Origin of the sequence: Sphingomonas sp., assembly GCF_035998645.1 — a bacterium.
Lineage (GTDB): Bacteria > Pseudomonadota > Alphaproteobacteria > Sphingomonadales > Sphingomonadaceae > Sphingomonas.
Genome location: NZ_DASYHL010000005.1, coordinates 691,879 through 717,918 on the forward strand (window position 1 = coordinate 691,879; position 26,040 = coordinate 717,918).

The window sequence follows — 26,040 nt, forward strand, 5'->3', positions numbered from 1 at the left end:
CCTGCCCGCAGCGGGCGGTCAGGCGCGCGGTGCCTTTTGGGCAATCGACCTGAGGTCCTCGCGCGGCCGCACCCTCGAGCATCGCGCGCCAGACCGAAGAGACATTGTTGATCGACGATGGCTGTCCGCCCGACCGATATGATGCGCAACCAAGCCTCCCGCCAAAACACTCGGCCCCGGCGTTCGCAAATGCGAACAGCGCCCGTCTTGCTTTTCAACAAGCGAAGGGGGTCACGCCATGAACACCGGGAATCTGAAGAAACTTGTCCTGCTCGCCACGGCAGCGAGCGGATTGTCGGTCATCACCGCGCCCGCACGCGCCCAGTCGAGCGGCGAAGCCGATCCGCAGCCCGAAGCGGCAGCGGCCAGCGATGACACGATCGTCGTCACCGGATCGCGCATTGACCGCGCCGGGTTCGATGCGCCGACCCCGACGACGGTGCTGAGCGGCGATGCGCTGCTGCATGGTAACCGCCCGAGCATCGCGCAGGTCCTCAACGACCTCCCACAATTCCGGGCGTCGACCACGCCCGTCACCAACTTCTCCGGCACCGCGTCCGGCTCGTCGCCCGCCGATCTTCGCGGCCTTGGCACGACGCGCACGCTGACCCTGCTTAATGGTCGCCGCTTCACCGGTTCGGGCGACCTCAACACCGTCCCGCAAGGGTTGATCAGCCGGGTCGAGGTCGTCACCGGCGGCGCGTCGGCGGCATGGGGATCAGGCGCCGTCGGCGGCGTCGTCAACATCCTGCTGGACGAATCGCTCACCGGCCTGACGGTCGGCGCACAGAGCGGATTTCGTCGCGCGCGGACCTGTTCCGCTATGGCGTCGACGCGACGTTCGGCACCCGCTTTGCCGATGGCGCGGGCCATTTCATGATCGGCGCGCAATATTTCAACGATGAAGGCGTGCTCGACCGCGATTCCCGGCCCAACCTTGGCAGCACCACGCTGTACACCAACCCCACCGGTTCGGCCCACGCCTTCGTCATCGCGCGCGACGTCAACTATTCCAACGCCAGCATCGGCGGCCTGATCACCACCGGCGTCCTCGCCGGCCAGACCTTCGAGCGTAACGGCACGCTGCGCCCGTTCGTCTATGGCAGCCCGCGCGGGAGCGCGGTGATGGTCGGCGGCGAAGGCACCAGCCTGCGCGACGAGACCGCGCTGTCCGCCCCCTACGAACGCGTCAACGCGTATGCGCGCGCCAGTTTCGAGCTGGGCGATGCCAAATTATGGGTCGATGGCAGCTATTCGCGGATGTGGGCGGAATATCCCTTCTACGCCGAAAGCAACCGCGACAACATCACCGTGTCGCGCGACAACCCGTTTCTGCCCCAGGCGGTACGCGATCGCATGATCGCGGCTGGCCAGACGAGTTTCCGCCTGGGCCGCGTGTTCGAGGACTATGGCTATCGCACCTTCAGCTATGTCCGTGAAACGATCGACGCCGCGATCGGCATCGACGGCGCGTTCGGCGACGGCAAGTGGCGGTACAGCGCCTATTATGGCCACGGCCAGCTTTCGGACGATCGCGGCTATCTCAATCAGAAGGTCACCACCAACTTCAACCGCGCGATCGATGTCGTGGCCGGCCCTGGCGGCGTCCCGATCTGTCGCATCGCGCTGACCGATCCGACCACCGCGTGCCGCCCGCTCAACATCTTTGGCGAGGGCAACGCCGATCCGGCAGCAGTCGCTTACGCCTTCTCTTCGGCTGCACATGTCCGCAACACGACCAAGCTCGACACGGCGGCGGTCAGCCTGCGCGGCGACCCGTTCTCGCTGTGGGCAGGGCCAGTGTCGATCGCGGTCGGCGCCGAGGCGCGCTGGGAATCGATCGGGTCGAGCGGGCTTGATCCGATCTCTGCCGCGCAGGGGTTCACGACGTTCAACTTTTCCGCGATCAATGGCGGCTTCAACGTCAAGGAGGGCTTCGCCGAGGTCGCGCTACCGCTGCTCGATCAGGATTTCAGCAAGCTCGAGTTCAGCGCTGCCGGCCGCTACAGCCACTATAGCAGCACCGGCAGCGTAAATTCGTGGAAGCTCGGCCTCACCAACCGTGTCTATGATCACCTGCTGCTGCGTGTCTCGCGCTCGCGCGATATCCGTTCGGGCAGCCTGAGCGAATTGTTCAACACCCGGTCGACCACCCAGTCGAACATCGCCGATCCCGTGACCAAGACGACCTATCAGATCGTCACCTATGGCGGCGGCAACCCCAATCTCGACCCCGAAATCGGCCAGACGACGACGATCGGTGCATCCTGGTCGCCGCCCTTCATCCCCCGGTTCAACCTGTCGATCGACTATTTCGACATTCGCATCAAAGGCGCGATCGAGGATTTGCTGCGCACCGCCCGCGACGCCGGCAACACCGGCCCGATCAACCTCGCCGACTTCGACCCAAAGCACGGGGTAACCGTCGCCCTCACCCGCGACGATCGCGGCATCATGGCGATCACATTCCGCCGGGGGAAGCGATGACCCGCGTCACCATCGGCCCCGCCACCCTCCACCTGGGCGACGCCTACACCCTGCGCCCCACGCTCGGCTTCCACGACGCCGACGTGACCGATCCGCCCTATAAATTCTGCGCGACCGGCGGCGGACGCTACCGCAAGAAGCGCAAGGTTTTTGATCAGATCGTGGCGGAGCAGCTGCACGCCGATTTCGACATGGCCGTTATCGATCCCATGCTGTGCGGCGGGGCGATCGTCTTCTCCCATAACGACCAGCTTCCGGCGCTGCTGCCCCGCCTAAACGGTCATTTTCACCGCACCGCCGTGTGCGTTTGGCAAAAGCCGAATCCGCAGCCCGTCGCGAACAAGCACTACCGGCCCGAAATCGAATTCTACGTCCATGCGTGGAACCGCGGCTATCACCCGGCGGGCAATATGGCCGAGCTGTTGCGGGTCAGCCGCATCGGCGCGCCGCGCGGCCCCGCGCGCTTCGGCCACGCCATCACCAAGCCCGACGCCCTGATGACCAAGATCCTCACCAACGTGCGCGGGGAAACCGTCTGTGATCCCTTCATGGGCACGGGCAGCACCGGCGTCGCCGCGATCCGCGCTGGCAAGCGCTTCACCGGGATCGAGCACAACCCCGCCCACTTCGAAACCGCCGTCGCCCGCATCACCGCTGCAGTCGCCGAGCTCGGACGCGCCGACGCCGCATGACCCCCGCCTCTATCCTCGATCTCGCGGCCATGCTTGCCGAAGACCTCGCGGACGAGGATGCTGCGCGCGATGAGTCGCGCGAGGATCAAATCAATGACAACGCCCCGGCCACGCGCCGCGATCTACGCCCGCTTCTCAACCGATCTGCAAAGCGCCCGCTCGGCCGAGGATCAGGCCCGCGTCTGTCGCGACTTCGCTGACCGGCACGGTTACGATGTGGCGGAGGTTCACTCCGACCTCGCAATCTCCGGCACCACCAACCAACGCCCCGGCCTCAACGCCCTGCTCGCGCGGGCTGATGCCGGGGCCTTCGAAATTGTAATCGCCGAGGCGCTGGATCGCGTCGCCCGCGACCAGGCCGACACCGCGACCATATTCAAACGGCTGCAGTTCGCCGGCGTCGAGCTGCGGACAGTCAGTGAGGGGGAAATCGGCGAGCTTCATGTCGGGCTGCTCGGCACGATGAACGCACTCTTCGTCAAAGAGCTGGGCAACAAGATCAGACGCGGCGCGAAGGGTGCGGTATCGCGCGGGCTCGTGCCCGGTGGTCTGTGCTACGGCTATGAACCCGCCCCGATTCTGCTGCCCGACGGCACGCTCGAGCGCGGCCATCGCCGGATCGTCGAAGCCGCAGTGATCCGCCGCATCTTCGCCGCGTACCTCGCGGGCGAAGGCCCCAAGGCAATCGCCCATGCGCTCAACCGCGAAGGTATCCCGGCACCGCGCGGCACCGAATGGCGCGCCAGCACGATCGTCGGCGCGCGCGGTCGCCAGAACGGGATCCTCGGCAACCCGGCCTATGATGGTCGCATCGTCTACGGCCGCGTCCGCATGAAGAAGAACCCCGACACGCGAAAGCGTGTTTCCCGGGTCACTGATGCGGCGGAGCAGGTCGAGGAAGCGGTCGAGCATCTGCGCATTGTCGATCGCGCCACCTGGGCAGCCGTGCAGGCTCAGCGGGACGCGCGCGCGGCAACCCCATTTCAGAAACAGGTGCGGCCCCGCCATCTGCTGTCGGGGCTGGTCCGCTGCGGATCCTGCGGCGCCAGCTATACCGTAGTCAGCAAAGATCGCTGGGCGTGCGCGCGCCACCGCGAATCGGGCACCTGTGAAAATGCACGCCGGATCGGCACTGCCGCACTCGAAGCGCGCGTCTTTGGCGGACTGCAGGAAAAGCTGCTGTCACCCGACGCGGTAAGCGCGGCCGTCAAAGCCTATCACGATCGCCGCGCATCGCATCGCCATCAGATGGCCGCCGGCCTGCGCCAGGCCGAAGCTCGCGTCGAAGAGCTGAAGGCGGAAATCCAGCGCCTGGTCGATGCCCTCGCCGCTGGCGCTGGCTTCGATGAGGTCAAGGATGCGATCGCCCAGCGCAAAGAGCTGCTCGCCATCGCCCAGGCACAGCTCGCCGAACACGCCGCGCTGCCCACAATCGTGCTCCACCCCCATATCGTAGACTCATACCGTCGCCGCGTGAAGATGCTCGGCGCCGCGATCGTAACCGGCGACCGCGCGAAGCGCTTCCTCCCGATCATCCGAAGCCTGATTGAAAGCGTCAACGTAACCGATGACCCGGCCTCCCCCGACCGCGCCCGCATCGAAGTGACCGGAAGCCTGAACACCGTCCTAGCCATCGCAGCCGGAGAAACGATCCCCGCGCCACAAAACCGGACTGTCCAAGTGGTAGCGGAGGAGGGACTTGAACCCCCGACCCCAGGATTATGATTCCCGTGCTCTAACCAACTGAGCTACTCCGCCCTACCAAGGCGGCCCGCCGCCGGTCCGGCGCGGGCGAGGGGCGCACATAGGCAGCGATTCCGACGCGGTCAAGCGAACATGTGACGCGAAATCTGCTCCCAGGGGCCGCCACGGTAATAGTAAGCCGCGAGACCCGCGATCTCGACCTCACGCGCGCGGAAATCCTTGCTCAGCGCGCCCAGCAACAGCCTGGCCATCGACGGCGCGACCTTGTTCTGGATCGTCACATGCGGGCGCCAGCCACCCGCATCCTGCGGGGTCAGCAGGCCGGCAAAGGCTTCGCTCAGATCGCGGCGGATCGCGGTCAGTCCGGGCGATTCGATCTTCACCGCGACGCCCCGGCCCAGCGACATGAACCCCACCGCCCGCGCGGTCGGCGCACGCACGCCACGGGTGGCGGCGTTGAGGCGGTGCTTGAGCTCATCCAGCGCCGACGGCGGCAAGTGATGGAACAGCGTCAGATGCGCGGGCAGGACATTGCGCTCGGGCGGGAAATGCTCCCGCCGCAACGCATCGAACCCGGCCTGATCCTGCCGCCCGAACAGCGCGGAGACGATGATCGGGGCGGGAGTCGCCTTCAGGCCACCCTCACTCAAATCTCGACCTGGCTCCCCAGCTCGACCACACGGTTGGTGGGCAGGCGGAAGAACTCCATCGCGCTTTCGGCGTTGCGCAGCATCCACGCGAACAGCTTCTCGCGCCAGATCCGCATCCCCGGCGATTCCGACGGCAACAACGTCTGGCGCGACAGGAAGAAGCTGGTGTCCATCATGTTGAACGCGCCGCCGCAGGTGCTGCACGATTGCAGCGCGGCAGGCACATCCGCCTCCTGCATGAAGCCGTAGAGGATCTTCATGCGGTGGAACCCCTGCCCCAGATCGTCCAGCGTGACGCGGTCCTTGTCGTCGACATAGGGCTGGTCGGCGATCTTGACGGTCAGCAGCACCACCCGCTCGTGCAGCACCTTGTTGTGCTTGAGATTGTGGAGCAGCGCGTGGGGCACGCCCTCGGGCGTCGAGGTCATGAACACCGCAGTACCCTTGACCCGCGTCGCCGAGCTGGCGGCGGACTGGATGAACACCTTGATCGGCATCGCCGCCTCACGCATCCGCTCGACCATCAGGCGACGGCCCTTGGCCCAGGTGGTCAGCAGCGTGAAGATCACCACGCCAACCAGCAGCGGGAACCAGCCGCCATCGGGCACCTTGGTCATGTTCGCCGTGAAATAGGCAAGATCGACGACGAAGAAGAGCGCGAGCAGCGGCACCGCATAGCGCTTCTTCCACTTCCACAGCCCGAACAGCACGACCGCGATCAGGAAGTTGTCGATCAGCATCGCCCCGGTCACCGCGATACCATAAGCGGCGGTGAGGTTGGACGAGGTCTGGAAGGTCAGCACGAGCAGAATGATCGCGATCATCAGCGCCCAGTTGATCAGCGGGATGTAGATCTGCCCCGCCGTATCCGCGCTGGTATGGCTGATCCGCAGGCGCGGGATAAAGCCGAGCTGGATACCCTGCTGCGTGACGGAGAAGGCACCAGTGATCACCGCCTGCGACGCGATGATCGCAGCCATCGTCGCAATGCCGACCAGCGGCAGGCGCAGATATTCCGGCGCAAGCATGTAGAACGGGCTCTGCAACGCGCTCGCGTCGCGCATCAGCAGCGCGCCCTGCCCCATATAGTTGAGCATCAGCGCCGGCAGCACGAACCACAGCCACGACACGCGGATCGGACGCCGCCCGAAATGGCCCATATCGGCATAGAGTGCCTCCGCGCCGGTCACGGCGAGAACCACCGATCCGAGCGCGAGGAACGCGGCAAAGCCGTCGATGACGAAGAAATGCACCGCATAGCTGGGCAGCAGCGCCCACAGCACTTCGGGCGTCTTGATCACGCTGAGCGTACCCAGCGTCGCGATCGTCGCGAAATAGCCAAGCATGATCGGGCCGAACATCGCCCCGACCCGCGCCGTGCCGGTCCGCTGGATCGAGAACAGCGCGACTAGGATCGCCACCGCGATCGGCAGGATCCAGCCCGAGAAAGTCGGCGCGGCGACCGCGATTCCTTCAACCGCTGATAACACCGACACCGCGGGGGTGATCATCGAATCGCCATAGAACAGCGCGGTCGCGAATACGCCGAGCAGGACAATCCCGGCGGTCCATTTCTTCTGCCCGCTCGATCGATTGATCAACGCCAGCAGCGCGAGGCTGCCGCCCTCTCCCTTGTTGTCGGCGCGCATGATGACGCTGACATACTTAAGCGTCACCACCGCCATCATCGACCAGAACATCAGGCTGATGACGCCCATGATGTGTTCCTGGTCCAGCGCGAGGGGATGATGCCCCGCAAAGGTTTCCTTGAACGCGTAGAGCGGGCTGGTGCCGATGTCGCCGAACACGATACCGATCGCACCGACCGCGAGCTTCCACAGCGCGGCCTCGCGGCCATGCGTCTGATGCTGGTCGATGGGGTTCGAGTCGGCCGCCGGTGCGGGGCTTCCGTTGGGCTCGCTCACGGGAGAAACTTGCGTGCCGTGGCGAGGGAGCGAGAGGTCATGCGACCGTTGCCTGTCCGTTGAAACAGCGCGGGCGGTTAGCACGTGCAGCATGGCGCGGCAACGGGTTGCGGGCCTTGCCCAGCCTGACCGCCACTTGCAGAAGCGAGACGGGTGGCGAGAACCGCCCTGTGACGCAGGCCCTGTTCTTTCTTCCCGCGCTTGTGTTTCTCTGGGTCTTTATCGACGCGATCCGAACTGGGGAGGGCCACAGATGGTCCTCGATCAACCCGAAACGCCGCGATCAGCCCGTGTTTTTCTGGATCTTTGCAACCAACTGGGGCCTTTTATCGGCTTTGTCCTTCCTGGCTGCCGCTGACATTCCCGCCACATGGCTGAACGCATTTTAGGCTAAGCGCCATTGCCGCCCGCTCTTGTGGCTACCGTCCGCCGACAAACAGCGCATCCGCCTCGCTCCGCGTCGGCACCGGGCGCAGCACGAAACTGGAACTGATCTTCACGACGCCGGGCAAACGGCCCATTTTTTCGCGGTGCAGGCGCTCATAATCGTCGAGATCACGGCACAGCACCTTGAGCCGATAGTCATAGCCGCCGGATACCAGCGCGCATTCGACGATGCCGTCGATCTGGCCGACCGCCGCCTCGAACCGGGCAAGGTCCTCGTCCACCTCGGTCCCCAGCGTGATGTCGACAAAGGCGGTCACGCTATACCCCAGCCGCCGCAGCCCCAGCCGTGCGGCATAGCCCTGAATATGCCCCGACGCCTCAAGCGCCTGGATGCGCCGGGTGCACGCTGACGGCGATAGCCCGACCTCTCCCGCAATCTGATTCACGGGCGCGCGCGCGTTCTGCGCGAGCAGTTTCAGGATTGCTCCGTCGATTCGATCCATTTTGCACGAAATCCCCGTTAATGCGCCCAGAGCAGCATAAACGTGCGCCGACGAGTTGAACAGCGCATCACTTTGCAGGGATTTACGGTCGTATCCTGCGCTACGATCCGGTCAAATCAGATCAGTCCGGAGAGTCAGCATGCGCGTCGGTGTCCCCAAGGAAATCAAGAACCACGAATATCGCGTGGGCCTGACCCCGCCGCTGGTCGCGGAGCTGGCTGCTGCCGGGCATGAGGTCGTGGTTCAGACCAATGCCGGCATGGGCATCGACTTCAGCGACGCCGACTACATCGCCGCCGGCGCGCGGATCGTCGCGACCCCGGCGGAAGTGTTCGCGCAGAGCGACATGATCGTGAAGGTCAAGGAGCCGCAGCCGAGCGAGATCGCCCTGCTCGAGCCGCGCCACACGCTGTTCACCTATCTCCACCTCGCCGCCGACAAGCCGCAGGCCGAGGGGCTGATGAAGTCGGGCGCGACCTGCATCGCCTATGAAACCGTAACCGCGAGCGACCGCAGCCTGCCGCTGCTCAAGCCGATGAGTGAAGTCGCCGGCCGCATGTCGGTGCAGGTCGGCGCGCACTATCTGGAAAAGGAACAGGGCGGCCGCGGCGTCCTGCTCGGCGGCGTTCCCGGCGTTGCGCCGGCGCGGGTCGCGATCCTCGGCGGCGGCGTATCGGGCATCAACGCGGCTCAGATGGCGACCGGGCTGCGCGCCGACGTCACCATCTATGACATCAACAACACCCGCCTCGCCGAACTCGACATGCATTTCGGCAGCACGATCAAGACCGCCTATGCCAGCAAGGCGGCGATCGCGGCGGCGGTGGCGAATGCGCATCTGGTAATCGGCGCGGTGCTGGTCCCCGGCGCAGCGGCACCGAAGCTGGTGACGCGCGAGATGCTCAAGACGATGAAGCGCGGCAGCGTGCTGGTCGATATCGCGATCGATCAGGGAGGCTGTTTCGAGACCAGCCATGCCACGACGCATGAGAACCCGGTCTATGAGGTCGACGGCGTGATCCACTATTGCGTCGCCAACATGCCCGGCGCGGTCGCACGCACCAGCACCTTCGCGCTCAACAACGCGACGCTGCCGTTCGTGATGAAGCTCGCCAATCTCGGCGCGGAAAAGGCGATGGCCGCCGATCCGCATCTGGCGAACGGCCTCAACGTCTATCAGGGCAAGATCGCGTTCAAGGCGGTGGCCGACGATCTCGACCTGCCGTTCCAGGCTTGGAGCGCCTGACATTCTCTATTCCTCCCCTGCGCCGCAGGGGAGGTGGCAGCGCGCGGCGCTGACGGAGGGGCGGCCGCGCAGACGGCCGAAACGGCTCGACAATATTCTGCCCTCTGCGGGGCAGCCCCTCCACCACCCGCTGCGCGGGCGGTCCCCCTCCCCTGAGCAAGCTCAGGGGAGGATTTAATTGACTCAAACCTCCGCGGTCACCCAGATCTCGGCCGCATTGGGCGACACGAAGATATTCTGATACTCGACCAGCGTGCGGCGCAGCTGCATCTTGAGCAGGCTGGATTCGACGATCAGCGCAATCCGGTCGCCGGCGCGGTAGAGCCGCAGATTGCCCGCGCGCATCCGGTCCGCCGCCTCCTGCGTGCGGATCGGCGCGTTGCGCAGGTCGGCGAGGACGCGGACACGACCATGGCAGGCGCGCATGTCAGCGATGATGGGTTCGAGGATGGCGAGGTAGCGATCGACCTCTTCGCCCAGGCGCAGGCCCGTACAACTGATCCGGATGACACCGAGCCGATCGTCGCGGACGATCTCATATTGCCCCGGTATCGACGCCACGACGCGCCCCTGCACGCCCGCAGCCGGCACTGTTACCGTTACCATACGCCCTCTCCCCCACAGGATGTACTGGGTCGGCATGATGCAGGCGCGCGGTAAACAAAGCGTAAGCGGCGGCGCGGGCGCTGGATCGATGGATTTTCTTGCCTTTGGGGACATCCCCGTCTATGGCGCGCCCGTCCTGCGAGCGGTGCTTGTGGAGGGAAGCGCAGAGCATTGATGCTCACGCGCTGTTTTCGCTTTTCCAGAAAGAGCGTCTGCCCCCTTCCCTGCGGCCGTCTGCGGGATGCCGCGACCGGCATTCGGCCGCCGCGGCGTTTCGGCCTAAAAGACCGCTGGATCCAACCAGCCGGCCGGAAAAACGATAGTTAGGACTGACTCCTTTATGGCCTCAACGGCAAACCCCACGCGCGACGATTTCGCCGCGCTTCTCGATCTTACGCTCGGCGGCGCAGAAAGCTTTGAAGGCCGCGTCGTCATCGGCACCGTCACCGGCATCGAAAACGACCTCGCCGTCATCGACGTTGGCCTCAAGAGCGAAGGCCGCGTGCCGCTGCGCGAATTCGCAGCGCCGGGCCAGAAGGCTGACCTGAAGGTCGGCGACGAAGTTCAGGTCTATGTCGACCGCGTCGAGAATGCGAACGGCGAAGCAATGCTCAGCCGTGACCGCGCCCGCCGCGAAGCCGCATGGGACACGCTGGAGCTCGAATTCTCGCAGGGCAACCGCGTCGAAGGCGTCATCTTCGGCCGCGTCAAGGGCGGCTTCACCGTCGACCTGTCGGGCGCCGTGGCGTTCCTGCCCGGTTCGCAGGTCGATATCCGTCCGGTTCGCGACGTGCAGCCGCTGATGGACCTGCCGCAGCCGTTCCAGATCCTGAAGATGGACCGCAAGCGCGGCAACATCGTCGTGTCGCGCCGCGCCGTTCTCGAAGAGAACCGTGCAGAGCAGCGTTCGGGCCTGATCCTGAGCCTGGCCGAAGGTCAGGTGATCGACGGCGTCGTGAAGAACATCACCGACTACGGTGCGTTCGTGGACCTGGGCGGCATCGACGGCCTGCTGCACGTCACCGACCTCAGCTACAAGCGCGTCAACCACCCGTCGGAAGTCCTGAACATCGGCGACACCGTCAAGGTTCAGATCATCCGCATCAACCGCGACACGCAGCGTATCTCGCTCGGCATGAAGCAGCTTGAGAGCGATCCGTGGGATGGTGCCGGTTCGAAGTATCCGGTCGGCGCGAAGCTGACCGGCCGCGTCACCAACATCACCGAATATGGCGCCTTCGTCGAGCTGGAAGCCGGCATCGAAGGTCTTGTCCACGTGTCGGAGATGAGCTGGACCAAGAAGAACGTCCATCCGGGCAAGATCGTGTCGACCTCGCAGGAAGTCGATGTGATGGTGCTCGAGGTCGATCAGGAAAAGCGCCGCATCTCGCTCGGCCTCAAGCAGGCTCAGCAGAATCCGTGGGAAGCCTTCGCGGCTGCCCATCCGGTCGGCACCGAAGTCGAGGGCGAAGTCAAGAACGCCACCGAATTCGGCCTGTTCATCGGTCTGGACAACGACGTCGACGGCATGGTCCACATGTCCGACATCGCCTGGGGCATTTCGGGCGAGGACGCGCTGGCGCTTCACCGCAAGGGCGAGATGGTCAAGGCCGTCGTGCTGGCGATCGAAGCCGACAAGGAGCGCATCAGCCTCGGCATGAAGCAGCTTGAGCGTGGCGGCGTGCCGACCCCGGCAGCTGGCGGTGCGGGTTCGCGCGTCAACAAGAACGAAGTCGTCACGGTCACCGTTCTCGAAGTCCGCGACGCGGGCCTCGAAGTCCAGGTGGGCGACGATGGCGTGACCGGCTTCATCAAGCGCACCGACCTTGGCCGCGACCGCGACGAGCAGCGTCCGGAGCGGTTCCAGGTTGGCCAGAAGTTCGACGCGATGGTCACCGGCCTCGACCGTTCGAAGAAGCCGACCTTCTCGGTCAAGGCGATGCAGATCGCCGAAGAGAAGCAGGCGGTTGCGCAGTATGGCTCGTCCGATTCGGGCGCGTCGCTGGGCGACATTCTCGGCGAAGCGCTCAAGGCGCGCGAAGAGAAGAAGTAATTGGACAGCGGGCGGGCGCATTCAGCGCCCGCCCGTTTCCAATCATTTCAACGGCTTCGGCCATTTGTTTCAAATTTCGGCCGCGTAGAGCAAGATTCCGTTGCCGCAGCCCGCTAACCCCGCGTAAAACCCCGGTTAATGGAGCCGCCTGGCGCTACGCCGCTGCTCGAACATGGGGACGCACATGATCCGGTCTGAACTCGTACAGATGCTGGCGACGGACAATCCCGACCTGTCCGCGCGAGAGATCGAGCGGATTGTGGACATCTTCTTTGACGAGATCACATCGCGCCTGGCCGAGGATGGCCGCGTCGAACTACGCGGCTTCGGCGCCTTCTCCACCCGCGCGCGTGAGGCGCGCACCGGCCGCAACCCGCGTACCGGCGAGTCCGTCGATGTCGACGCCAAGCGCGTCCCCTATTTCAAGCCGGGCAAGGAAATGCGCCAGCGCCTGAACGTTTAACGCCAGCGCCGCGCACCTAATTGCTTGGCACACCGGCACGCGGCGGATAGAGCCGACCGCGCTTGCGGGCGTGGCGGAATGGTAGACGCACCGGACTTAAAATCCGTTGGGCCGCAGGGCCCGTGGGGGTTCAAGTCCCCCCGCCCGTACCAGCAACCTCCCCACAGTCGCACGACGCGCGATCATCAACCGGAACAAGCCGCTAGCGACGTCGGCGAAACTCCACCGCCGCCAGCCCCGCGCGCTTCATCTTGTCGTAAAAGGTCTTGCGTGGGATGCCGAGCAGTTCGATCGCGCGGGCGACATTGCCGCGGGTCGTCTCCAGCGCCTCGCGCAGCAACATTGCCTCATAGGCGGAAACGCGCTCCGGCAAGCTCTGCTGCGCAGCAGCGGGGATCGCACCGTCGAGCAGGTTCAGCACTGCGCTGAAGGCAAAATTACGCAGCTCGCGGACATTGCCCGGCCAGTCATGGTCGAGCAGATGGCGGCGGATCGCGTCGGTCATGCGGAATCCCCCCTGCCCGGTCTGCGCCACCGCCTCGGCCACGAAAGCCGCGAACAACTGGCCGATATCGGCGCGCCGCTCGCGCAGCGGCGGGATCGACAGACGCACGACGTTGAGCCGGAAATACAGGTCGCTGCGGAACGCCCCCTGCTGCGCCAGCGCCAGCAGGTCACGCTTGGCCGAAGTGATGACGCGCAAGTCCAGCGGTACCGGACGCTCGGCACCAACGGGCAGAACCTCCCGCTCCTCCAGCACGCGCAGCAGGCGGGGCTGAACATCCACCGGCATGCCGTCAATGTCGTCCAGGAACAGCGTCCCCCGGCTCGACGCCTCAATCCGCCCGGTGCGCGCAAAGCGGCCATGCGGCACCGCATCGGCGGCATGACCGAACAGTTCGATCTCGGCATGCGCGTCGGGCAAGGCGGCGCAGTTGACCGCGACGAAGGCGCGGGCGGCGCGGGGCGACGCGCGGTGCAGCATCGCCGCAACCAGCTCCTTGCCCGTCCCCGTCTCCCCGTCGATGAGGACGTCCACTTCAGCGCGTGCGACGTGCGCGACGCTCTCCCGCAGCCGCACCATCGCCGGGCTGTCGCCGATCAACGGGCTGTCGGGCGGGCTGTCCGCCGCCGCACGCAGCGCGCGATTGTCGAGGATCAGCCGGCGATGCGCGAGCGCGCGGCGGACTGCGGCGACGAGATGGTCGGCGGCGAACGGCTTGGACAGAAAGTCGAACGCGCCATCACGCAGCGCACCGACCGCCATCGGCACATCGGCATGGCCGGTAATCAGGATGACCGGCAGCTCCGCATCCAGTGCGCGCAGCCGCGCGAACAGCTGCAGCCCGTCCATCCCCAGCATGCGAATGTCGCTGACCACCACGCCATCGAAGTTCGGCCCGATCGCGGCAAGCAGCGACGCTGCATCGGCAAAGGCGCGAACCGGCAGCCCCGCGAGATCAAGCGTCTGGACATTCGCGTCGCGCAGCTGCGCGTCGTCGTCCACGAAGAACACGGTCTGATCGGCCTCGGCGATCATGCGCGCAGCAGCGTCAGCTCAAACCGCGCGCCCTCCCCGCTTTCGGCCAGGGTCAGTTCACCGCCAAAATCGCGGGCGATATCGCGTGAGATGGCAAGGCCAAGGCCCAGCCCCTCCTCCCGCCCGGTGACAAAGGGGGTGAAGAGCTGGTCGCGCAGCTGGGAGGGCACACCCGGACCAGTATCGCTGACCCGGATACAGGCGCGCTCGCCCTGCCCCTCGACCGCGATGACGATGCGCGGATCGGCCTGTCCGGCCAGCGCGTCGAGTGCATTCTGGACGAGGTTGATCAGCACCTGCTCCAGCCGCACGCGATCCGCGACGACGCGGATCTGCGGGTCGCCCGCGCGCTCCAGCGTGACCCCGGCCGCGCGCACCCGGTCGCCGATCAACAGCATGACGGATTCGATCGCCGACCCGATTTCAACCGCGCCGATATCGGGCGTCCGCTTGCGCGCGAAACTGCGCAGCTCGCCGGTGATCGCGCCGATCCGCTCGGTCAGCGCGCTGATCCGGCCGAGATTGTCCGTCGCGCGTGCCGTGTCGCCACGGTCGATCAACTGGCGAGCATTCACCCGCGCTGCAACCGCCGCTGACGGGGCTTCGAGCAGCGTCGGCACATCGGGATATTCGGTCAGCACGAGTGGGAGCAGGCGGAATTTCTGCAGCTCGCTGGTGAGCAGCCCGGCATTTGCACGCGCCAGTTCCGCCGCTGCCGCATCGGTGGCAGCCACCGCCTGCCCCCGCGCTCAGCGCGATCGCCGCGACCAGCGCTAGGCGGCGCGATAACCGACTCGTCCCCATCTCCATTCGCGCGGGATATCACACATTCTGCAAAATTCGTGCGCGGAAATACGCACACATTTCCGGCCAGCCATTTGGCTAGCGATTACCAAATAACTGACATGACACGAATTGTTGCGCGACTTCATCAACCCCACTGTCGCACGCATACTCACAGCAACTATAGCCAGACGCGCCAATGAAGGCGCGCATGAGGGGATGGTTGATGGCGGTTGCACTCGAATACGCGGCGGAGCCCGCAAAGCCCGGACGCTGGTACACCCAGCTGTACGTCCAGGTGCTGATCGCGATCGCCGCGGGCATTGCTGTCGGCTTCTTCTGGCCGGGCGTGGGCGAGGCGCTCAAGCCGCTTGGTGACGCCTTTATCAAACTGGTGAAGATGATCATCGCCCCGGTGATCTTCCTGACGCTCGTCACCGGTATCGCCGGCATGACTGAGCTGCGCTCGGTCGGGCGCGTCGCGGGCAAAGCGTTTGCCTATTTCCTGTTCTTCTCGACCCTCGCCCTGATCGTCGGCCTGATCGTCGCCAATACCATCCAGCCCGGCGCCGGGATGAATGTCGACCCCGCAACGCTCAATACCGGCGCGGTCGAAGGTTATGTCGCCAAGGCGCATGACAGCGGCATTGTCGAATTCCTGATGGCGATCATCCCGACCACATTGGTGTCGGCGCTGACCGGCGATCAGCTGCTGCCAGTCCTGCTCGTCGCGGTTCTGTTCGGCATCGCGCTGTCGATGGTCGGAGAGCCCGCCGCGCCGGTACGCGACATGCTCGAGCGCGTCGGCCTCGTGGTGTTCAAGCTGGTCGGCATATTGATGCGCGCGGCACCGGTCGGCGCGTTCGGCGCGATGGCCTTTACGATCGGGAAATATGGCATCGAATCGCTCGCCAATCTGGCGGGGCTGGTCGCCACCTTCTACCTCACCTCGCTGATCTTCGTGGTCGTCGTCCTCGGCATCGTCGCGCGGCTGGCCGGCTTCTCGATCTTCAAGCTGATCCGCTACCTCAAGGCCGAATTGCTGCTGGTGCTCGGCACGTCCTCGTCCGAAAGCGCGCTGCCCAGCCTGATGGACAAGATGGAGCGGGCGGGCTGCGAAAAGTCCGTGGTCGGGCTGGTCGTGCCCACCGGCTATTCGTTCAACCTCGACGGCACCAATATCTACATGACGCTGGCGGCGCTGTTCATCGCGCAGGCGTGCAATGTCGACCTGACGCTCGGCGACCAGATCGCGCTGCTGCTGATCGCGATGATTTCGTCCAAGGGCGCGGCTGGGGTTACCGGCGCGGGTTTCATCACGCTCGCCGCGACGTTGTCGATCGTGCCGTCGGTCCCGGTCGCGGGCATGGCGCTGATCCTGGGCATCGACCGCTTCATGAGCGAGTGCCGCAGCCTCACCAATTTCATCGGCAACGCGGTCGCGACGGTGGTCGTCGCGCGCTGGGACAATGCGCTCGACAAGGACGCGCTCGACCGCGCGCTGTCGGGCGCCGCGCCTGCGGGGCCGGCGCGGCCAGCCACGGAAACCGATCCGGACTGATCGAAGACATTGGGGAAAGGGCGGACGTCGAAGCCCCCTTCCCGTCTCGGTGATCGATCGCGCCCAGATTGACGCAACCCGCGCGCTGTCGGGCGACGACCTGATCCGGTCGATCCCGCAGGCGGGTGATGTCACCTTCAACGAAGCGAACAATCCGCAGACCAGCAACGCGGCGCGCGGCGACGTCAATTCGATCAACCTGCGCAACCTGGGCGACGGCAACGTCCCCGTGCTCGGCTAAAATTCCAACGCGCTGCCCGTCGCCGGGATCGAGCGGCTGGAGATCCTGCGCGACGGTGCAGCCGCCATCTACGGCGCGGACGCGGTCGCGGGCGTGGTCAACACCGTCACGCTCGGCGACTTTGACGGCGCGCGGCTCGACCCGCGCTATGGCTATGCCGAAGGGACGCACCGCAAGGAGTTCGAGAGCACCGGCCTGATCGGGCACAATTTCGCCGGCGGTCGCGACAATTTCTCGCTGTTCGTCAACTATGTCCGCCGCGCCGCGCAGCTGGCGGAGGACCAGCCCTATACCGCGACCGACAACCTCCTGTCGCTGTTCGCAAACGACCCGGCCTATGCCCGCGGACGGGCGCCTGTCCACCTATCGCTTCCCCCGCGCTCGGCGACTGTTCGCCCGCCAGCGCGGCGACGATCGACGCGATCAGCTTCAACCTCGTCCGCAAGTCCAAGACGACCCTGCTGCTCGGCGATTTCGAACTGTCCAATTCCAGCCTGTTCGACCTGCCCGGCGGCGGCGTCGCATTCGGCGTCGAGGGCCGGCAAGCCCGGCGACCCAGTCGCGGCATGGCCACGCCTGTTGGCGAGCTGGGCAACAGCCAATGGCTTGCTGCCCGCGAAGAAGGCGGCTGACACTGCCGAATAGGCCTTCCCCCTTTCACGGAGGTGGCGAGAGAAACGACGGAATGATCGCTAAAGGAGCTTCTCGATATCCGCCGCAATATCCTCAGGCTTGGTCTGCGGGGCGTAGCGCTCGACGACGTTCCCCTCGCGGTCGATCAGGAACTTGGTGAAGTTCCACTTGATCCCCTCGGTCCCGAACAGCCCCGGTGCCTGTTTCTTGAGCCAGCGATACAGCGGTGCGGCATCGGCCCCATTGACATCGACCTTGCCAAACACCGGAAAGGTCACGTCATAGGTCAGCGAACAAAAATTCGCGATCTCCGCCGCATCCCCCGGCTCCTGCGCGCCGAACTGGTTGCACGGAAATCCCAGCACTTCGAAGCCCCGCGTGCCATAGCGGCGGTGCAACTCCTCAAGTCCGGTATATTGCGGCGTAAACCCGCATTTCGACGCAACATTGACGACCAGCAGAACGTCGCCGGCATAGGATGACAGGTCGATCTCCTCGCCACTGGCTGCAGTTACGGGGATTTCAGTGAGCGCGGTCACATTCGCCTCCTAATTTCTGTTCAAACTGTCTGGCCGCACGATCCCATAGATGTCGGCAAACGCAACCATCCCGCTTCCGCCCCTCGGCCCAGCCGGAAATCTGCTGTCCGCGGCATTGTCGCGGTTGTCGCCCAACACGAAAAGGCGCCCGGGCGGGACGGTGACTTCCGCCATTTCGTCACCAGCCGTCAGGCCGGAATCCAGCACGGGATACGAGGTGCGCGAATCCGAAAGCTGCTCGGTCAAGATTCGGGCATGCGCACCCTCGATCGCCATGAAACCGGCATCCGATTGCGGGAGGGCCGTCCCGTTCAGCACGACCCGCCCGTCACGCATCGCAATGCGGTCGCCCGGAAGTCCGATCACGCGCATCACCCATTTATTGTCCTCGACCGCGAACACCGCAACGTCACCACGGCGAAGCGCCTCAGCCGGAGTCTTGTACGCCATGATCGTGGTTTCTGGTCGCAGCGTCGGCGCCATGCTTTCCGACACGACCCGCAGCCTTTGAAAGGGCAGCCCGCCATATTGGATCAGGGTCACCGCGCCATAGCCCGCCAGGGCGAGCGCCCCCGCGCCGAGTGCCAACAGCAGCCCAGTGCCGAGCTTCACTCCAGCAACCCCTCGTGCAACCGCACCACGCGGTCCATCTTTGCCGCCAGCCGCTCGTTATGCGTCGCGATCAGCGCCGCCGCGCCCTCGCCGCGCACCAGCCGCAACAGTTCAGCGAACACCACATCGGCGGTCTTCTCGTCCAGATTGCCGGTCGGCTCATCCGCCAGCACCAGCATCGGCCGATTGGCGAGCGCGCGGGCGACCGCGACGCGCTGTTGCTCGCCGCCCGACAACTGGCTTGGCCGATGCGTGAGTCGCGCGCCAAGGCCCAGCGCCGTCAGCAGCGCCTCCGACCGCGCCCGCGCTTCGGCATGGGTCGCGTTCTGGATGAGTTGCGGAAGCTCGACATTCTCGACCGCGTTGAAATCGGGCAGCAGATGGTGGAACTGATAGACGAAGCCGAGCTTGTCGCGCCGCGTCACCGTCCGCTCATGGCTCTCCAGCTTGGCGACCTCGATCCCGGCGATCCGGATCGATCCTTCGAACCCGCCTTCGAGCAGCCCTACCGCCTGCAGCAGCGTCGATTTGCCCGAGCCGGATGGCCCCAACAGCGCGACGATCTCTCCCGGCGCGACGGTCAGGTCGATGCCGCGCAACACCTCGATCGTCGCATCGCCCTGGACAAAGACGCGGCGCAGGCCGCGGGTTTCAAGGACAGCTTCACTCATAGCGCAACACCTGAACCGGATCGGTGCTCGCCGCCTTGAACGCGGGATACAGCGTCGCGAGGAAGCTGAACCCCAGCGCCATCAGCGCGATGCTGGCGACCTCCACCGGGTCGGTCTTGGCGGGCAATTCGGTCAAGTAACGCATCGACGGGTCCCAGATCTCCTGTCCGGTGATAAAGCCGAGGAAGCTGAGCACTCCCTGGCGGAAATAGAGCAGGATAAAGCCGAGGATCAGGCCCGCGACGATTCCCAGCCCGCCAATCGCCGTTCCGACCGTCACGAAAATCTTGATCAGACCGCTGCGCGTCGCCCCCATCGTCCGCAGGATCGCGATGTCGCGGGTCTTGGCGCGCACCAGCATGATCAGCGACGACAGGATGTTGAACACCGCGACCAGGATCAGGATCGACAACACCGTGAACGTCACCAGCCGGTCGACCGCCAGCGCCTCGAACAAAGTCGCGTTGAGCGTGCGCCAGTCGCTCAGCTGCGCGCTCTGCACCACCTTCTGCGCCAGCGGGGCGAGGATCTCGCCGACCCGGTCGGGATCTTCGGTGTCGATCTCGACCATGCTGACCGCATCGCCCATCAGCAACAGCGTCTGGGCAGTTTCCATCGGCATCACCACGAACGCCTTGTCGTAATCATAGACCCCGACCTCAAAGATCGCGGCGACGCGATAGGACACGATTCGCGGCACGGTGCCGAACGGCGTCGATGGTCCCTGCGGGCTGATCAGCTGCACGCTGCTGCCCAGCGACGCGCCGAGCGTGCTCGCCAGCCGCGACCCGATCGCGATGCATTCGCAATCCGCGGTCAGCTCGGCCATCCGGCCCATCACCACATTGCGGTTGAGCGTCGGGTTGGCGCGCAGATCGGCAACGGTCATGCCGCGGACCAGCACGCCTTCGACCCGCCCCTGAAAGCTCGCCATCAACGGCTGTTCGATGAGCGGAGTCGCAGTCGTCACCCCCGGCGTCTTCCGCGCCTCGGCCACCACCTCACGCCAGTCGCGCAGCTGACCACCATAGCCCTGAATTACGGCATGGCCATTCAGGCCGGTGATCTTGTCGAACAACTCGGCGCGGAACCCATTCATCACGCTCATCACGATGACCAGAGCGGCAACGCCCAGCATCACCGCAACCAGACTGATCGACGCGACCAGCGCGATAAAGGCCTCGCCCCGGCCCGGCAGCAGGTACCGGCGCGCGATCATGCGTTCATATCGGGAAAGGAACATGGGTCGGGTGTTAGGGGGTGCCGGAGGCACAAGCAATCACGCTGTTGCCAAATCAACACAGGGTTGTCGCAAAGAGTCACGACGCGCCCATCGCCCCGTGACAACCGCCACATGCCATCCTAGCAAAGCGCCACGAAGCAATGGCAACGGCCGTGGTTCGGGGAGGCTCTTCAGCCCCGCCTTGAAAAGGGCGCGCGGGCAGAAGTGGCCACTTAAGGGGGCTGACGAGGCATCGTCACGCAGGGGCCCGGGTCGGAAACGGCCCGGGCCTTTGGCATTTCAGGACCAGTTGATCTGATCTTCCACCGTCGCCCCGGCCTTGAGCCGGGGCTGGGCTTCTTAACCGCACCAAGGAAAGGCAGCCCTGCCCCGGATCAAGTCTAGGGCGACGAGATCAATGCGTCTTCGGTCGGCGCGCAAGTTCGGGGAGGAAGCCTTGGGAGCCATCCCGGCCCCCTCCCCTGTCCGGTCGTGCGATCCCGCGTGCATGGGACTCGCACCGCGCCGGAGTGGCGATCAGAAGTTGAACTTGACGGTTCCACCGAACGTCTGCGGATCCCCAACCTGCGCCGCGATCAGGCCGGTGTTGCCGCCGGTGCCCGCGAGGTAGAGGTCGATATAATCCTTGTCGAAGGCGTTGCGCGCCCACAGGAACGCGTCGAACCGCTCGGTGCGAAAGCCGCCACGGAAGTTGTGCAGCGCATATCCGTCGACCCAGGTATAGATCGAGGGCGAAGGGTTGGACGACCAGCGCGAGCGCGAGCTGGCATCATAACCGAGGTAGAATTGCCCATCCTGCCCGAACAACCTGCTCGGGACATTGCCCTCGGCACCCCAGGAAAACGCCCACTTCGACACGCCCGGCAGCACGGATCCAGATGCGTCATAGATTGGCGGGCTGACCGCCCCCGGCGTGCCCGGCGCGCCGACGGTTCCGGTGAAAGTGCACTTCCCCGTCTGGACGATCCCGGTCGTCGCGCCGCCGGCGAGTTCCGGCGGCGGCGGCGCGTCGCAGAATTCGTCGAATTTGGCGTCGGTGTACGCGCCACTGACATAGGCGTTGAAGCGTTCGCTCGGACGGATCGAGAAATCGGCCTCGACACCCTTGCTGCTCACCTTGTCCGCATTCGCCAGATAGCCGCGCACGGTGACGAGCTGACCATTGCTCACGCTGGCTTGGAAGTCCTTGATCTTGGTCCAGAAGCCGGTGACGTTGAACGTCGCCTTGCGATCCCAGAACTGGGTTTTGAGCCCCACTTCGAAATGATCGACCTTTTCCGGCTTGATCGTGAAGTCGGCCGCGTTGGGGACGCCATTCGCGTCGGCGCGGACGCCGTTCAGGTTGATGCCGCCGGTCTTGAACGAGCGCGCATAGGTCGCATAGGCGTTGATATCGTCGGTCAGCTCATAGCGCAGGTTGAGGTCATAGGAGAGGTTCCACGCGCTGAATTCAGGCTCGAAAAACTGCGATGCCTGAATGCCGCGCTGTGCCGTGATCCAGGGGTCGGAATAGTAAGGCGAACCCGGGACGGGTGACACTTCGCGCCGCGTGCCGTCCGACGCGGTCCCGGTCACCACCGAGTTATACAGCCCATCCTTCTTGTCATAATTGATGCGGATGCCGGGCGAGACGGTGAAGCGCTCGCCAACCTTGAGGTTCAGCTTGCCGTAGAGCGCGAGGCTGGTGTTATCGAGCCGGATGTCGTTGATCGCGACCAGGTTGTTCAGCACCGCCGGGTTGTTCGACAGCGCGCTGGTCGGGTTGAGCAACCAGCGGCTGGCATCGCGGCCGGACTCCTGAATGCCGCTGGTGCGGATCTTCTGGTGGAACGCGAATGCGCCGAGCACCAAATCGAACCCGTTCCCTTCGTGATTGAACCGGAATTCCTGCGAATACTGGCTCTGCTCGGTCGGGTTGTTGACCTTGGTGTAGACCTGCAGGCCGGTGTAATCGCGGTCGTTCGCCGGCGTCCAATCCCAAAAGCGCCACGCGGTGATCGAGGTCAGGCTATTGCCCTCGCTCACGTCCCACACCGCCCGGATCGATGCGCCACCAATCTCGTTGCGTGCCGACAGCTGCGCATCGACATCGGTCACCCGGTCATAGGGGTTGGTGCTGGGCGACGCATAGCCGGGGAATGCGGCGATCAGCGCGGGATATTGCCGGTTCGCGGCGCGCTGCGTCGGGCCGTAACCGCCATAGGTGAAGGCGCAGCAGATCGGATCCTGCAGGTTCCAGTCACCGGCAAAGGTGATGCTCAGATCCTCGCTCGGCTTCCACAGCACCGACCCGCGGATCCCGACGCTGTCCTTCGACTGAATCCAGCCTTTCGAATAGGTGTTCCACAGCGTGCCGCGGCGATGCGTCGTGGTGACGCTCAGCCGAGCGGCGAGAGTGTCCGACAGCGGGCCGGAGATCGACGCCTTGCCCTGCTTGAAATTGAGGTTGCCCACCGAAATCTCACCGCGCCCCTCGAACTCGAAGCTCGGCGCGCGGGTGGTGATGTTGATGGCGCCAGCGGTGGTATTCTTGCCGTACAGGGTCCCCTGCGGTCCGCGGAGCGTCACGATCTGCTCGACATCCACGAAATCGAGCGTGGCTGACGCGATGCGGTTGTAGAACACATCGTCGATATAGACGCCGACGCCCTGCTCGAACCCGTCATTGGTCAGCCCGAATGGCGCGCCGATCCCGCGGATGTTGATGAAGGTGTTGCGCGGGTTCTGAGAGTAGAATTGCAGCGTTGGCTGAAGCTGGGTCAGCCCGGTGATATTGTAGGTGCCGCGCGCCTCCAGTGTATCGGAATCGACCACCGAAATGGCGACCGGGACCCCCTGCACATTCTCCGCCCGGCGACGCGCGGTCACGACGATCGTGTTCGAATCCTGCGCTTCGGTCTCTTCCGCTGCCTCGATGACTGAAGTGGCGGCGGGCTTTGGTTCGTCTGCCAGCGCAGATGCCGAGGCGCTGCTCAACAACAGGATGGAAAGGCTCGTCAGGCTCACAGGGGGTCCCCTTTGATGATGTCCCGATTAAACTCCATCAATTGAGTAGGGTTTAGCGACAAAGCAATTCTATTCCCACCTCATCAGTAGGCTTTATATCGTTCGAACGGCACGCTCTGCCGCTCTTGAAAGCGCGCGCGCAGTTCCCAAATCACGATTGTTCGGTGCCTCAGGGGCCGGACGGACTTGGCATCGCGGGTGAACCGGATGCCGCAAGACGTTGAAATTGCTCATTGGAGGATTACGCTATGCGTCAGATTGATTTGACCCCCTTCCGCCGCTCGACGATCGGCTTCGACCGGCTCTTCGACATGCTCGAAGCCACCGCGCGCCAGTCCAGCAGCGAGAATTACCCCCCCTTCAACCTCGAGCGCGTGTCTGACGATCGCTATCGGATCACGCTCGCCGTCGCCGGCTTTAAGGCAGACGAGATCGAGATCGTCGCCCAGCAGAACTTGTTGCAGGTGACGGGCAAGAAGGGCGAGACCCAGGACAACAACCCCGCGCAGATGCTGCATCTCGGCATCGCCAATCGCGGGTTCGAGCGCCGCTTCGAGCTGGCCGATTTCGTGCGCGTCGAGAGCGCGGACCTCACCGATGGCCTGCTCGTGATCGAGCTGGTGCGGGAGGTTCCCGAGGCGATGAAGCCGAAGAAGATCGCCATCGGCGGCGGCACCGGCGAAGCGACCCCGATCGAGCATCGCGACGTCGCCTGACACCCACCCCCCGGCGGCGCGCTGACCCCTTGCGCACCGCCAACAAAGAGGGCGTCCGAACTGCGGTTCGGACGCCCTTTTTAATGCGCTGAGGAAACTAGGTTCAAACCAGTCGCGACTGCCGCACTGCCGCTTCGATGAAGCTGGCGAACAGCGGGTGCGGATCGAACGGCTTGGACTTCAGCTCCGGATGGAACTGCACGCCGACGAACCACGGATGGTCGGGCCGCTCGACGATCTCGGGCAGCATCCCGTCCGGCGACAGGCCAGAGAAGACCAGCCCACCGGCCTCCAGCCGCTCGCGATAGCCGGTGTTGACCTCATAGCGGTGCCGATGGCGCTCGCTGATGTCATCGCTGCCATAGATCGACGCGACCACCGAATTGCCATCGAGCTTCGCGGGATACGCGCCAAGGCGCATCGTACCACCAAGGTCGCCGCCCTCTTCGCGCTTTTCGATCCCGTCGGCGCTCATCCATTCGGTGATGATGCCCACCACCGGCTCCTGCGTCGCGCCGAATTCGGTCGACGAAGCCCCCTCAATCCCGGCTAGGTTCCGCGCACCTTCGACGCACGCCATCTGCATGCCGAAGCAGATGCCGAAATAGGGCACCTTGCGCTCGCGCGCGAAGCGGACGCTGGCGATCTTGCCCTCCGCACCGCGCGATCCGAACGCGCCGGGCACGAGGATGGCGTGGCATGGCTCAAGATTCGCCGCGACCTCCGCATCGTCGCCCTTCTCGAACAGTTCGGCGTCGATCCAGCGGATGTTGACCTTCACCTTGTTGGCGATGCCACCATGGACCAGCGCTTCGTTGAGCGACTTGTATGCGTCCGGCAGGCCGACATATTTGCCGACCACGCCGACCGTCACTTCACCCTCAGGGTTGAACAGGCGATCGGTGATCTGCGTCCAGCGCGACAGGTCCGGCGCAGCGCCCGGCTCGATGCCGAATGCGCGCAGCACTTCGCTGTCCAGCCCCTCGGCATGATATTGCAGCGGCACGGCATAGATGCTCGCCGCGTCGAGCGCAGGGATGACGGCGCTGGCGGGGACGTTGCAGAATTGCGCGATCTTGGCGCGCTCGCCGGCAGGTAGCGGCTGTTCGCACCGGCACACCAGCACATCGGGCTGCACGCCCAGCGACGCCAGTTCACGCACGCTATGCTGGGTCGGCTTGGTCTTCAGTTCGCCTGCCGCCTTGATGTAGGGCACCAGCGTGACATGGACGCTGATCGACTGGCCCCGGCCCAGCTCGTTCTTGAGCTGGCGGATCGCCTCGATGAACGGCAGCGACTCGATGTCGCCCACGGTGCCGCCGATCTCGCACAGCACGAAATCCAGATCCTCGGTCTCCGCCTGGGCGAAGTCCTTGATCGCGTCGGTGACGTGCGGGATCACCTGGACGGTCGCGCCCAGATAGTCACCGCGTCGCTCACGCTCGATGATCGTCTTGTAGATCCGGCCCGAGGTGATGTTGTCCGACTGGCGGCTCGCGACACCCGTAAACCGCTCATAATGGCCAAGATCCAGGTCGGTCTCGGCCCCGTCGTCGGTCACATAGACTTCGCCATGCTGATAGGGCGACATCGTGCCCGGATCGACGTTGAGATACGGATCGAACTTGCGAATGCGGACCTTGTAGCCGCGCGCCTGAAGCAGCGCAGCGAGGCTCGCGGCCATCAGGCCCTTGCCAAGCGAGGAGACCACGCCGCCGGTGATGAAAATATACCGCGTCATGGGAGTCACCGCTTATCCTTCAAGCACGAGTGGGGGCA

At 64.9% G+C, this 26,040-nt stretch carries 24 protein-coding genes, 2 tRNA genes and 2 pseudogenes; 14 read left to right on the plus strand and 14 right to left on the minus strand.

Going from position 1 to position 26,040, the window contains the following annotated elements:
• Positions 1–238: 238 nt before the first annotated feature.
• From VGN66_RS16975 to VGN66_RS18740, 4 genes and pseudogenes are all read left to right on the plus strand, one after another.
• Positions 239–880 (plus strand): TonB-dependent receptor plug domain-containing protein, encoded by a 642-nt coding sequence (locus VGN66_RS16975; protein WP_327519966.1) that lies wholly within the window; start codon positions 239–241, stop codon positions 878–880.
• Positions 877–2,487 (plus strand): TonB-dependent receptor domain-containing protein, encoded by a 1,611-nt coding sequence (locus VGN66_RS16980; RefSeq protein WP_327519967.1) that lies wholly within the window; start codon positions 877–879, stop codon positions 2,485–2,487. The genes VGN66_RS16975 and VGN66_RS16980 overlap by 4 nt, the downstream gene beginning before the upstream one ends.
• Entirely contained in the window at positions 2,484–3,179 is a 696-nt protein-coding gene (locus VGN66_RS16985; RefSeq protein ID WP_327519968.1) for a DNA methyltransferase, read from the plus strand. The genes VGN66_RS16980 and VGN66_RS16985 overlap by 4 nt, the downstream gene beginning before the upstream one ends.
• 93 nt (positions 3,180–3,272) lie before the next feature.
• Positions 3,273–4,328, plus strand: a pseudogene (locus VGN66_RS18740) (recombinase family protein); the annotation flags it as partial.
• A gap of 33 nt (positions 4,329–4,361) precedes the next feature.
• On the opposite strand, the gene VGN66_RS16995 reads toward VGN66_RS18740, so the two are convergent.
• From VGN66_RS16995 to VGN66_RS17010, 4 genes are all read right to left on the minus strand, one after another.
• Positions 4,362–4,595, minus strand: coding sequence for a hypothetical protein (locus VGN66_RS16995; protein ID WP_327519970.1), 234 nt, complete (start codon positions 4,593–4,595; stop codon positions 4,362–4,364).
• Between the two features lie 265 nt (positions 4,596–4,860).
• Positions 4,861–4,937: transfer RNA gene (locus VGN66_RS17000), tRNA-Met, on the minus strand.
• Positions 4,938–5,005: 68 nt separating this feature from the next.
• The gene (locus tag VGN66_RS17005) at positions 5,006–5,533 is read right to left on the minus strand and encodes a 2'-5' RNA ligase family protein (protein WP_327519971.1); all 528 of its coding nucleotides are present in this window, start codon (positions 5,531–5,533) and stop codon (positions 5,006–5,008) included.
• Complete coding sequence (locus VGN66_RS17010) at positions 5,530–7,410, minus strand: potassium transporter Kup (RefSeq protein WP_327520293.1); 1,881 nt, start codon at positions 7,408–7,410, stop codon at positions 5,530–5,532. The genes VGN66_RS17005 and VGN66_RS17010 overlap by 4 nt, the downstream gene beginning before the upstream one ends.
• Positions 7,411–7,628: 218 nt before the next feature.
• Between VGN66_RS17010 and VGN66_RS17015 the strand changes: the two genes are divergently transcribed.
• Positions 7,629–7,847, plus strand: coding sequence for a hypothetical protein (locus VGN66_RS17015; protein WP_327519972.1), 219 nt, complete (start codon positions 7,629–7,631; stop codon positions 7,845–7,847).
• 30 nt (positions 7,848–7,877) lie between these two features.
• Here VGN66_RS17015 and VGN66_RS17020 read toward each other — a convergent pair whose 3' ends face one another.
• The gene (locus tag VGN66_RS17020; protein ID WP_327519973.1) at positions 7,878–8,348 is read right to left on the minus strand and encodes an Lrp/AsnC family transcriptional regulator; all 471 of its coding nucleotides are present in this window, start codon (positions 8,346–8,348) and stop codon (positions 7,878–7,880) included.
• A 139-nt stretch (positions 8,349–8,487) separates the two neighbouring features.
• Between VGN66_RS17020 and ald the strand changes: the two genes are divergently transcribed.
• Positions 8,488–9,594 (plus strand): alanine dehydrogenase, encoded by a 1,107-nt coding sequence (gene ald / locus VGN66_RS17025; protein ID WP_327519974.1) that lies wholly within the window; start codon positions 8,488–8,490, stop codon positions 9,592–9,594.
• A gap of 183 nt (positions 9,595–9,777) precedes the next feature.
• Here ald and VGN66_RS17030 read toward each other — a convergent pair whose 3' ends face one another.
• Positions 9,778–10,200: an STAS/SEC14 domain-containing protein gene (locus VGN66_RS17030; protein WP_327519975.1), complete on the minus strand. Its 423-nt coding sequence runs from the start codon at positions 10,198–10,200 to the stop codon at positions 9,778–9,780.
• Positions 10,201–10,540: 340 nt separating this feature from the next.
• Here VGN66_RS17030 and rpsA point away from each other — a divergent pair, with 340 nt between their 5' ends.
• The 3 genes from rpsA to VGN66_RS17045 all read left to right on the plus strand — a co-directional run bounded on the left by rpsA (position 10,541) and on the right by VGN66_RS17045 (position 12,868).
• Complete coding sequence (gene rpsA, locus VGN66_RS17035) at positions 10,541–12,253, plus strand: 30S ribosomal protein S1 (protein WP_327519976.1); 1,713 nt, start codon at positions 10,541–10,543, stop codon at positions 12,251–12,253.
• Positions 12,254–12,437: 184 nt separating this feature from the next.
• Positions 12,438–12,716 (plus strand): integration host factor subunit beta, encoded by a 279-nt coding sequence (locus VGN66_RS17040; protein ID WP_327519977.1) that lies wholly within the window; start codon positions 12,438–12,440, stop codon positions 12,714–12,716.
• Between the two features lie 64 nt (positions 12,717–12,780).
• Positions 12,781–12,868: transfer RNA gene (locus VGN66_RS17045), tRNA-Leu, on the plus strand.
• A 50-nt stretch (positions 12,869–12,918) separates the two neighbouring features.
• On the opposite strand, the gene VGN66_RS17050 is transcribed toward VGN66_RS17045, so the two are convergent.
• Together VGN66_RS17050 and VGN66_RS17055 are read right to left on the minus strand one after the other, a co-directional pair.
• Positions 12,919–14,256, minus strand: coding sequence for a sigma-54 dependent transcriptional regulator (locus tag VGN66_RS17050; RefSeq protein ID WP_327519978.1), 1,338 nt, complete (start codon positions 14,254–14,256; stop codon positions 12,919–12,921).
• Complete coding sequence (locus tag VGN66_RS17055) at positions 14,253–14,990, minus strand: sensor histidine kinase (protein ID WP_327519979.1); 738 nt, start codon at positions 14,988–14,990, stop codon at positions 14,253–14,255. The genes VGN66_RS17050 and VGN66_RS17055 overlap by 4 nt, the downstream gene beginning before the upstream one ends.
• A gap of 275 nt (positions 14,991–15,265) precedes the next feature.
• Between VGN66_RS17055 and VGN66_RS17060 the strand changes: the two genes are divergently transcribed.
• The 4 genes and pseudogenes from VGN66_RS17060 (at position 15,266) to VGN66_RS17075 (ending at position 17,486) form a co-directional block, all read left to right on the plus strand.
• Positions 15,266–16,600 (plus strand): dicarboxylate/amino acid:cation symporter, encoded by a 1,335-nt coding sequence (locus tag VGN66_RS17060; RefSeq protein WP_327520294.1) that lies wholly within the window; start codon positions 15,266–15,268, stop codon positions 16,598–16,600.
• 49 nt (positions 16,601–16,649) lie between these two features.
• The gene (locus tag VGN66_RS17065; protein ID WP_327519980.1) at positions 16,650–16,841 is read left to right on the plus strand and encodes a hypothetical protein; all 192 of its coding nucleotides are present in this window, start codon (positions 16,650–16,652) and stop codon (positions 16,839–16,841) included.
• Between the two features lie 12 nt (positions 16,842–16,853).
• Positions 16,854–16,925, plus strand: a pseudogene (locus VGN66_RS17070) (hypothetical protein); the annotation flags it as partial.
• A 9-nt stretch (positions 16,926–16,934) separates the two neighbouring features.
• Positions 16,935–17,486, plus strand: coding sequence for a hypothetical protein (locus VGN66_RS17075; protein WP_327519981.1), 552 nt, complete (start codon positions 16,935–16,937; stop codon positions 17,484–17,486).
• Between the two features lie 47 nt (positions 17,487–17,533).
• Here VGN66_RS17075 and VGN66_RS17080 read toward each other — a convergent pair whose 3' ends face one another.
• The 5 genes from VGN66_RS17080 to VGN66_RS17100 all read right to left on the minus strand — a co-directional run bounded on the left by VGN66_RS17080 (position 17,534) and on the right by VGN66_RS17100 (position 23,545).
• Positions 17,534–18,013, minus strand: coding sequence for a glutathione peroxidase (locus VGN66_RS17080; protein ID WP_327519982.1), 480 nt, complete (start codon positions 18,011–18,013; stop codon positions 17,534–17,536).
• Between the two features lie 9 nt (positions 18,014–18,022).
• The gene (gene lepB / locus VGN66_RS17085; RefSeq protein ID WP_327519983.1) at positions 18,023–18,625 is read right to left on the minus strand and encodes a signal peptidase I; all 603 of its coding nucleotides are present in this window, start codon (positions 18,623–18,625) and stop codon (positions 18,023–18,025) included.
• Positions 18,622–19,296, minus strand: a complete 675-nt coding sequence (locus VGN66_RS17090; protein WP_327519984.1) for an ABC transporter ATP-binding protein — start codon at positions 19,294–19,296, stop codon at positions 18,622–18,624. The genes lepB and VGN66_RS17090 overlap by 4 nt, the downstream gene beginning before the upstream one ends.
• Positions 19,289–20,539: a lipoprotein-releasing ABC transporter permease subunit gene (locus VGN66_RS17095; RefSeq protein ID WP_327519985.1), complete on the minus strand. Its 1,251-nt coding sequence runs from the start codon at positions 20,537–20,539 to the stop codon at positions 19,289–19,291. The genes VGN66_RS17090 and VGN66_RS17095 overlap by 8 nt, the downstream gene beginning before the upstream one ends.
• Positions 20,540–21,055: 516 nt before the next feature.
• Positions 21,056–23,545: a TonB-dependent receptor gene (locus VGN66_RS17100; RefSeq protein WP_327519986.1), complete on the minus strand. Its 2,490-nt coding sequence runs from the start codon at positions 23,543–23,545 to the stop codon at positions 21,056–21,058.
• A gap of 248 nt (positions 23,546–23,793) precedes the next feature.
• Here VGN66_RS17100 and VGN66_RS17105 point away from each other — a divergent pair, with 248 nt between their 5' ends.
• On the plus strand, positions 23,794–24,261 hold the full coding sequence (locus tag VGN66_RS17105; RefSeq protein WP_224920859.1) for an Hsp20 family protein: 468 nt from the start codon (positions 23,794–23,796) through the stop codon (positions 24,259–24,261).
• A 103-nt stretch (positions 24,262–24,364) separates the two neighbouring features.
• Here the strand turns inward: VGN66_RS17105 and VGN66_RS17110 are convergent, their stop codons facing one another.
• The gene (locus VGN66_RS17110; RefSeq protein WP_327519987.1) at positions 24,365–26,002 is read right to left on the minus strand and encodes a CTP synthase; all 1,638 of its coding nucleotides are present in this window, start codon (positions 26,000–26,002) and stop codon (positions 24,365–24,367) included.
• Positions 26,003–26,040 lie beyond the last annotated feature (38 nt).

Coding starts and splice junctions, on each gene's coding strand:
- ald (WP_327519974.1), top strand. CDS start 8,488: ATGCGCGTCGGTGTCCCCAAGGAAATCAAGAACCACGAATATCGCGTG.
- VGN66_RS17090 (WP_327519984.1), bottom strand. CDS start 19,296: ATGAGTGAAGCTGTCCTTGAAACCCGCGGCCTGCGCCGCGTCTTTGTC.
- VGN66_RS16985 (WP_327519968.1), top strand. CDS start 2,484: ATGACCCGCGTCACCATCGGCCCCGCCACCCTCCACCTGGGCGACGCC.
- VGN66_RS17095 (WP_327519985.1), bottom strand. CDS start 20,539: ATGTTCCTTTCCCGATATGAACGCATGATCGCGCGCCGGTACCTGCTG.
- VGN66_RS17060 (WP_327520294.1), top strand. CDS start 15,266: ATGGCGGTTGCACTCGAATACGCGGCGGAGCCCGCAAAGCCCGGACGC.
- VGN66_RS17050 (WP_327519978.1), bottom strand. CDS start 14,256: ATGATCGCCGAGGCCGATCAGACCGTGTTCTTCGTGGACGACGACGCG.
- VGN66_RS17020 (WP_327519973.1), bottom strand. CDS start 8,348: ATGGATCGAATCGACGGAGCAATCCTGAAACTGCTCGCGCAGAACGCG.
- VGN66_RS16975 (WP_327519966.1), top strand. CDS start 239: ATGAACACCGGGAATCTGAAGAAACTTGTCCTGCTCGCCACGGCAGCG.
- VGN66_RS17110 (WP_327519987.1), bottom strand. CDS start 26,002: ATGACGCGGTATATTTTCATCACCGGCGGCGTGGTCTCCTCGCTTGGC.
- VGN66_RS16980 (WP_327519967.1), top strand. CDS start 877: ATGATCGGCGCGCAATATTTCAACGATGAAGGCGTGCTCGACCGCGAT.
- VGN66_RS17030 (WP_327519975.1), bottom strand. CDS start 10,200: ATGGTAACGGTAACAGTGCCGGCTGCGGGCGTGCAGGGGCGCGTCGTG.
- VGN66_RS17105 (WP_224920859.1), top strand. CDS start 23,794: ATGCGTCAGATTGATTTGACCCCCTTCCGCCGCTCGACGATCGGCTTC.
- VGN66_RS17040 (WP_327519977.1), top strand. CDS start 12,438: ATGATCCGGTCTGAACTCGTACAGATGCTGGCGACGGACAATCCCGAC.
- rpsA (WP_327519976.1), top strand. CDS start 10,541: ATGGCCTCAACGGCAAACCCCACGCGCGACGATTTCGCCGCGCTTCTC.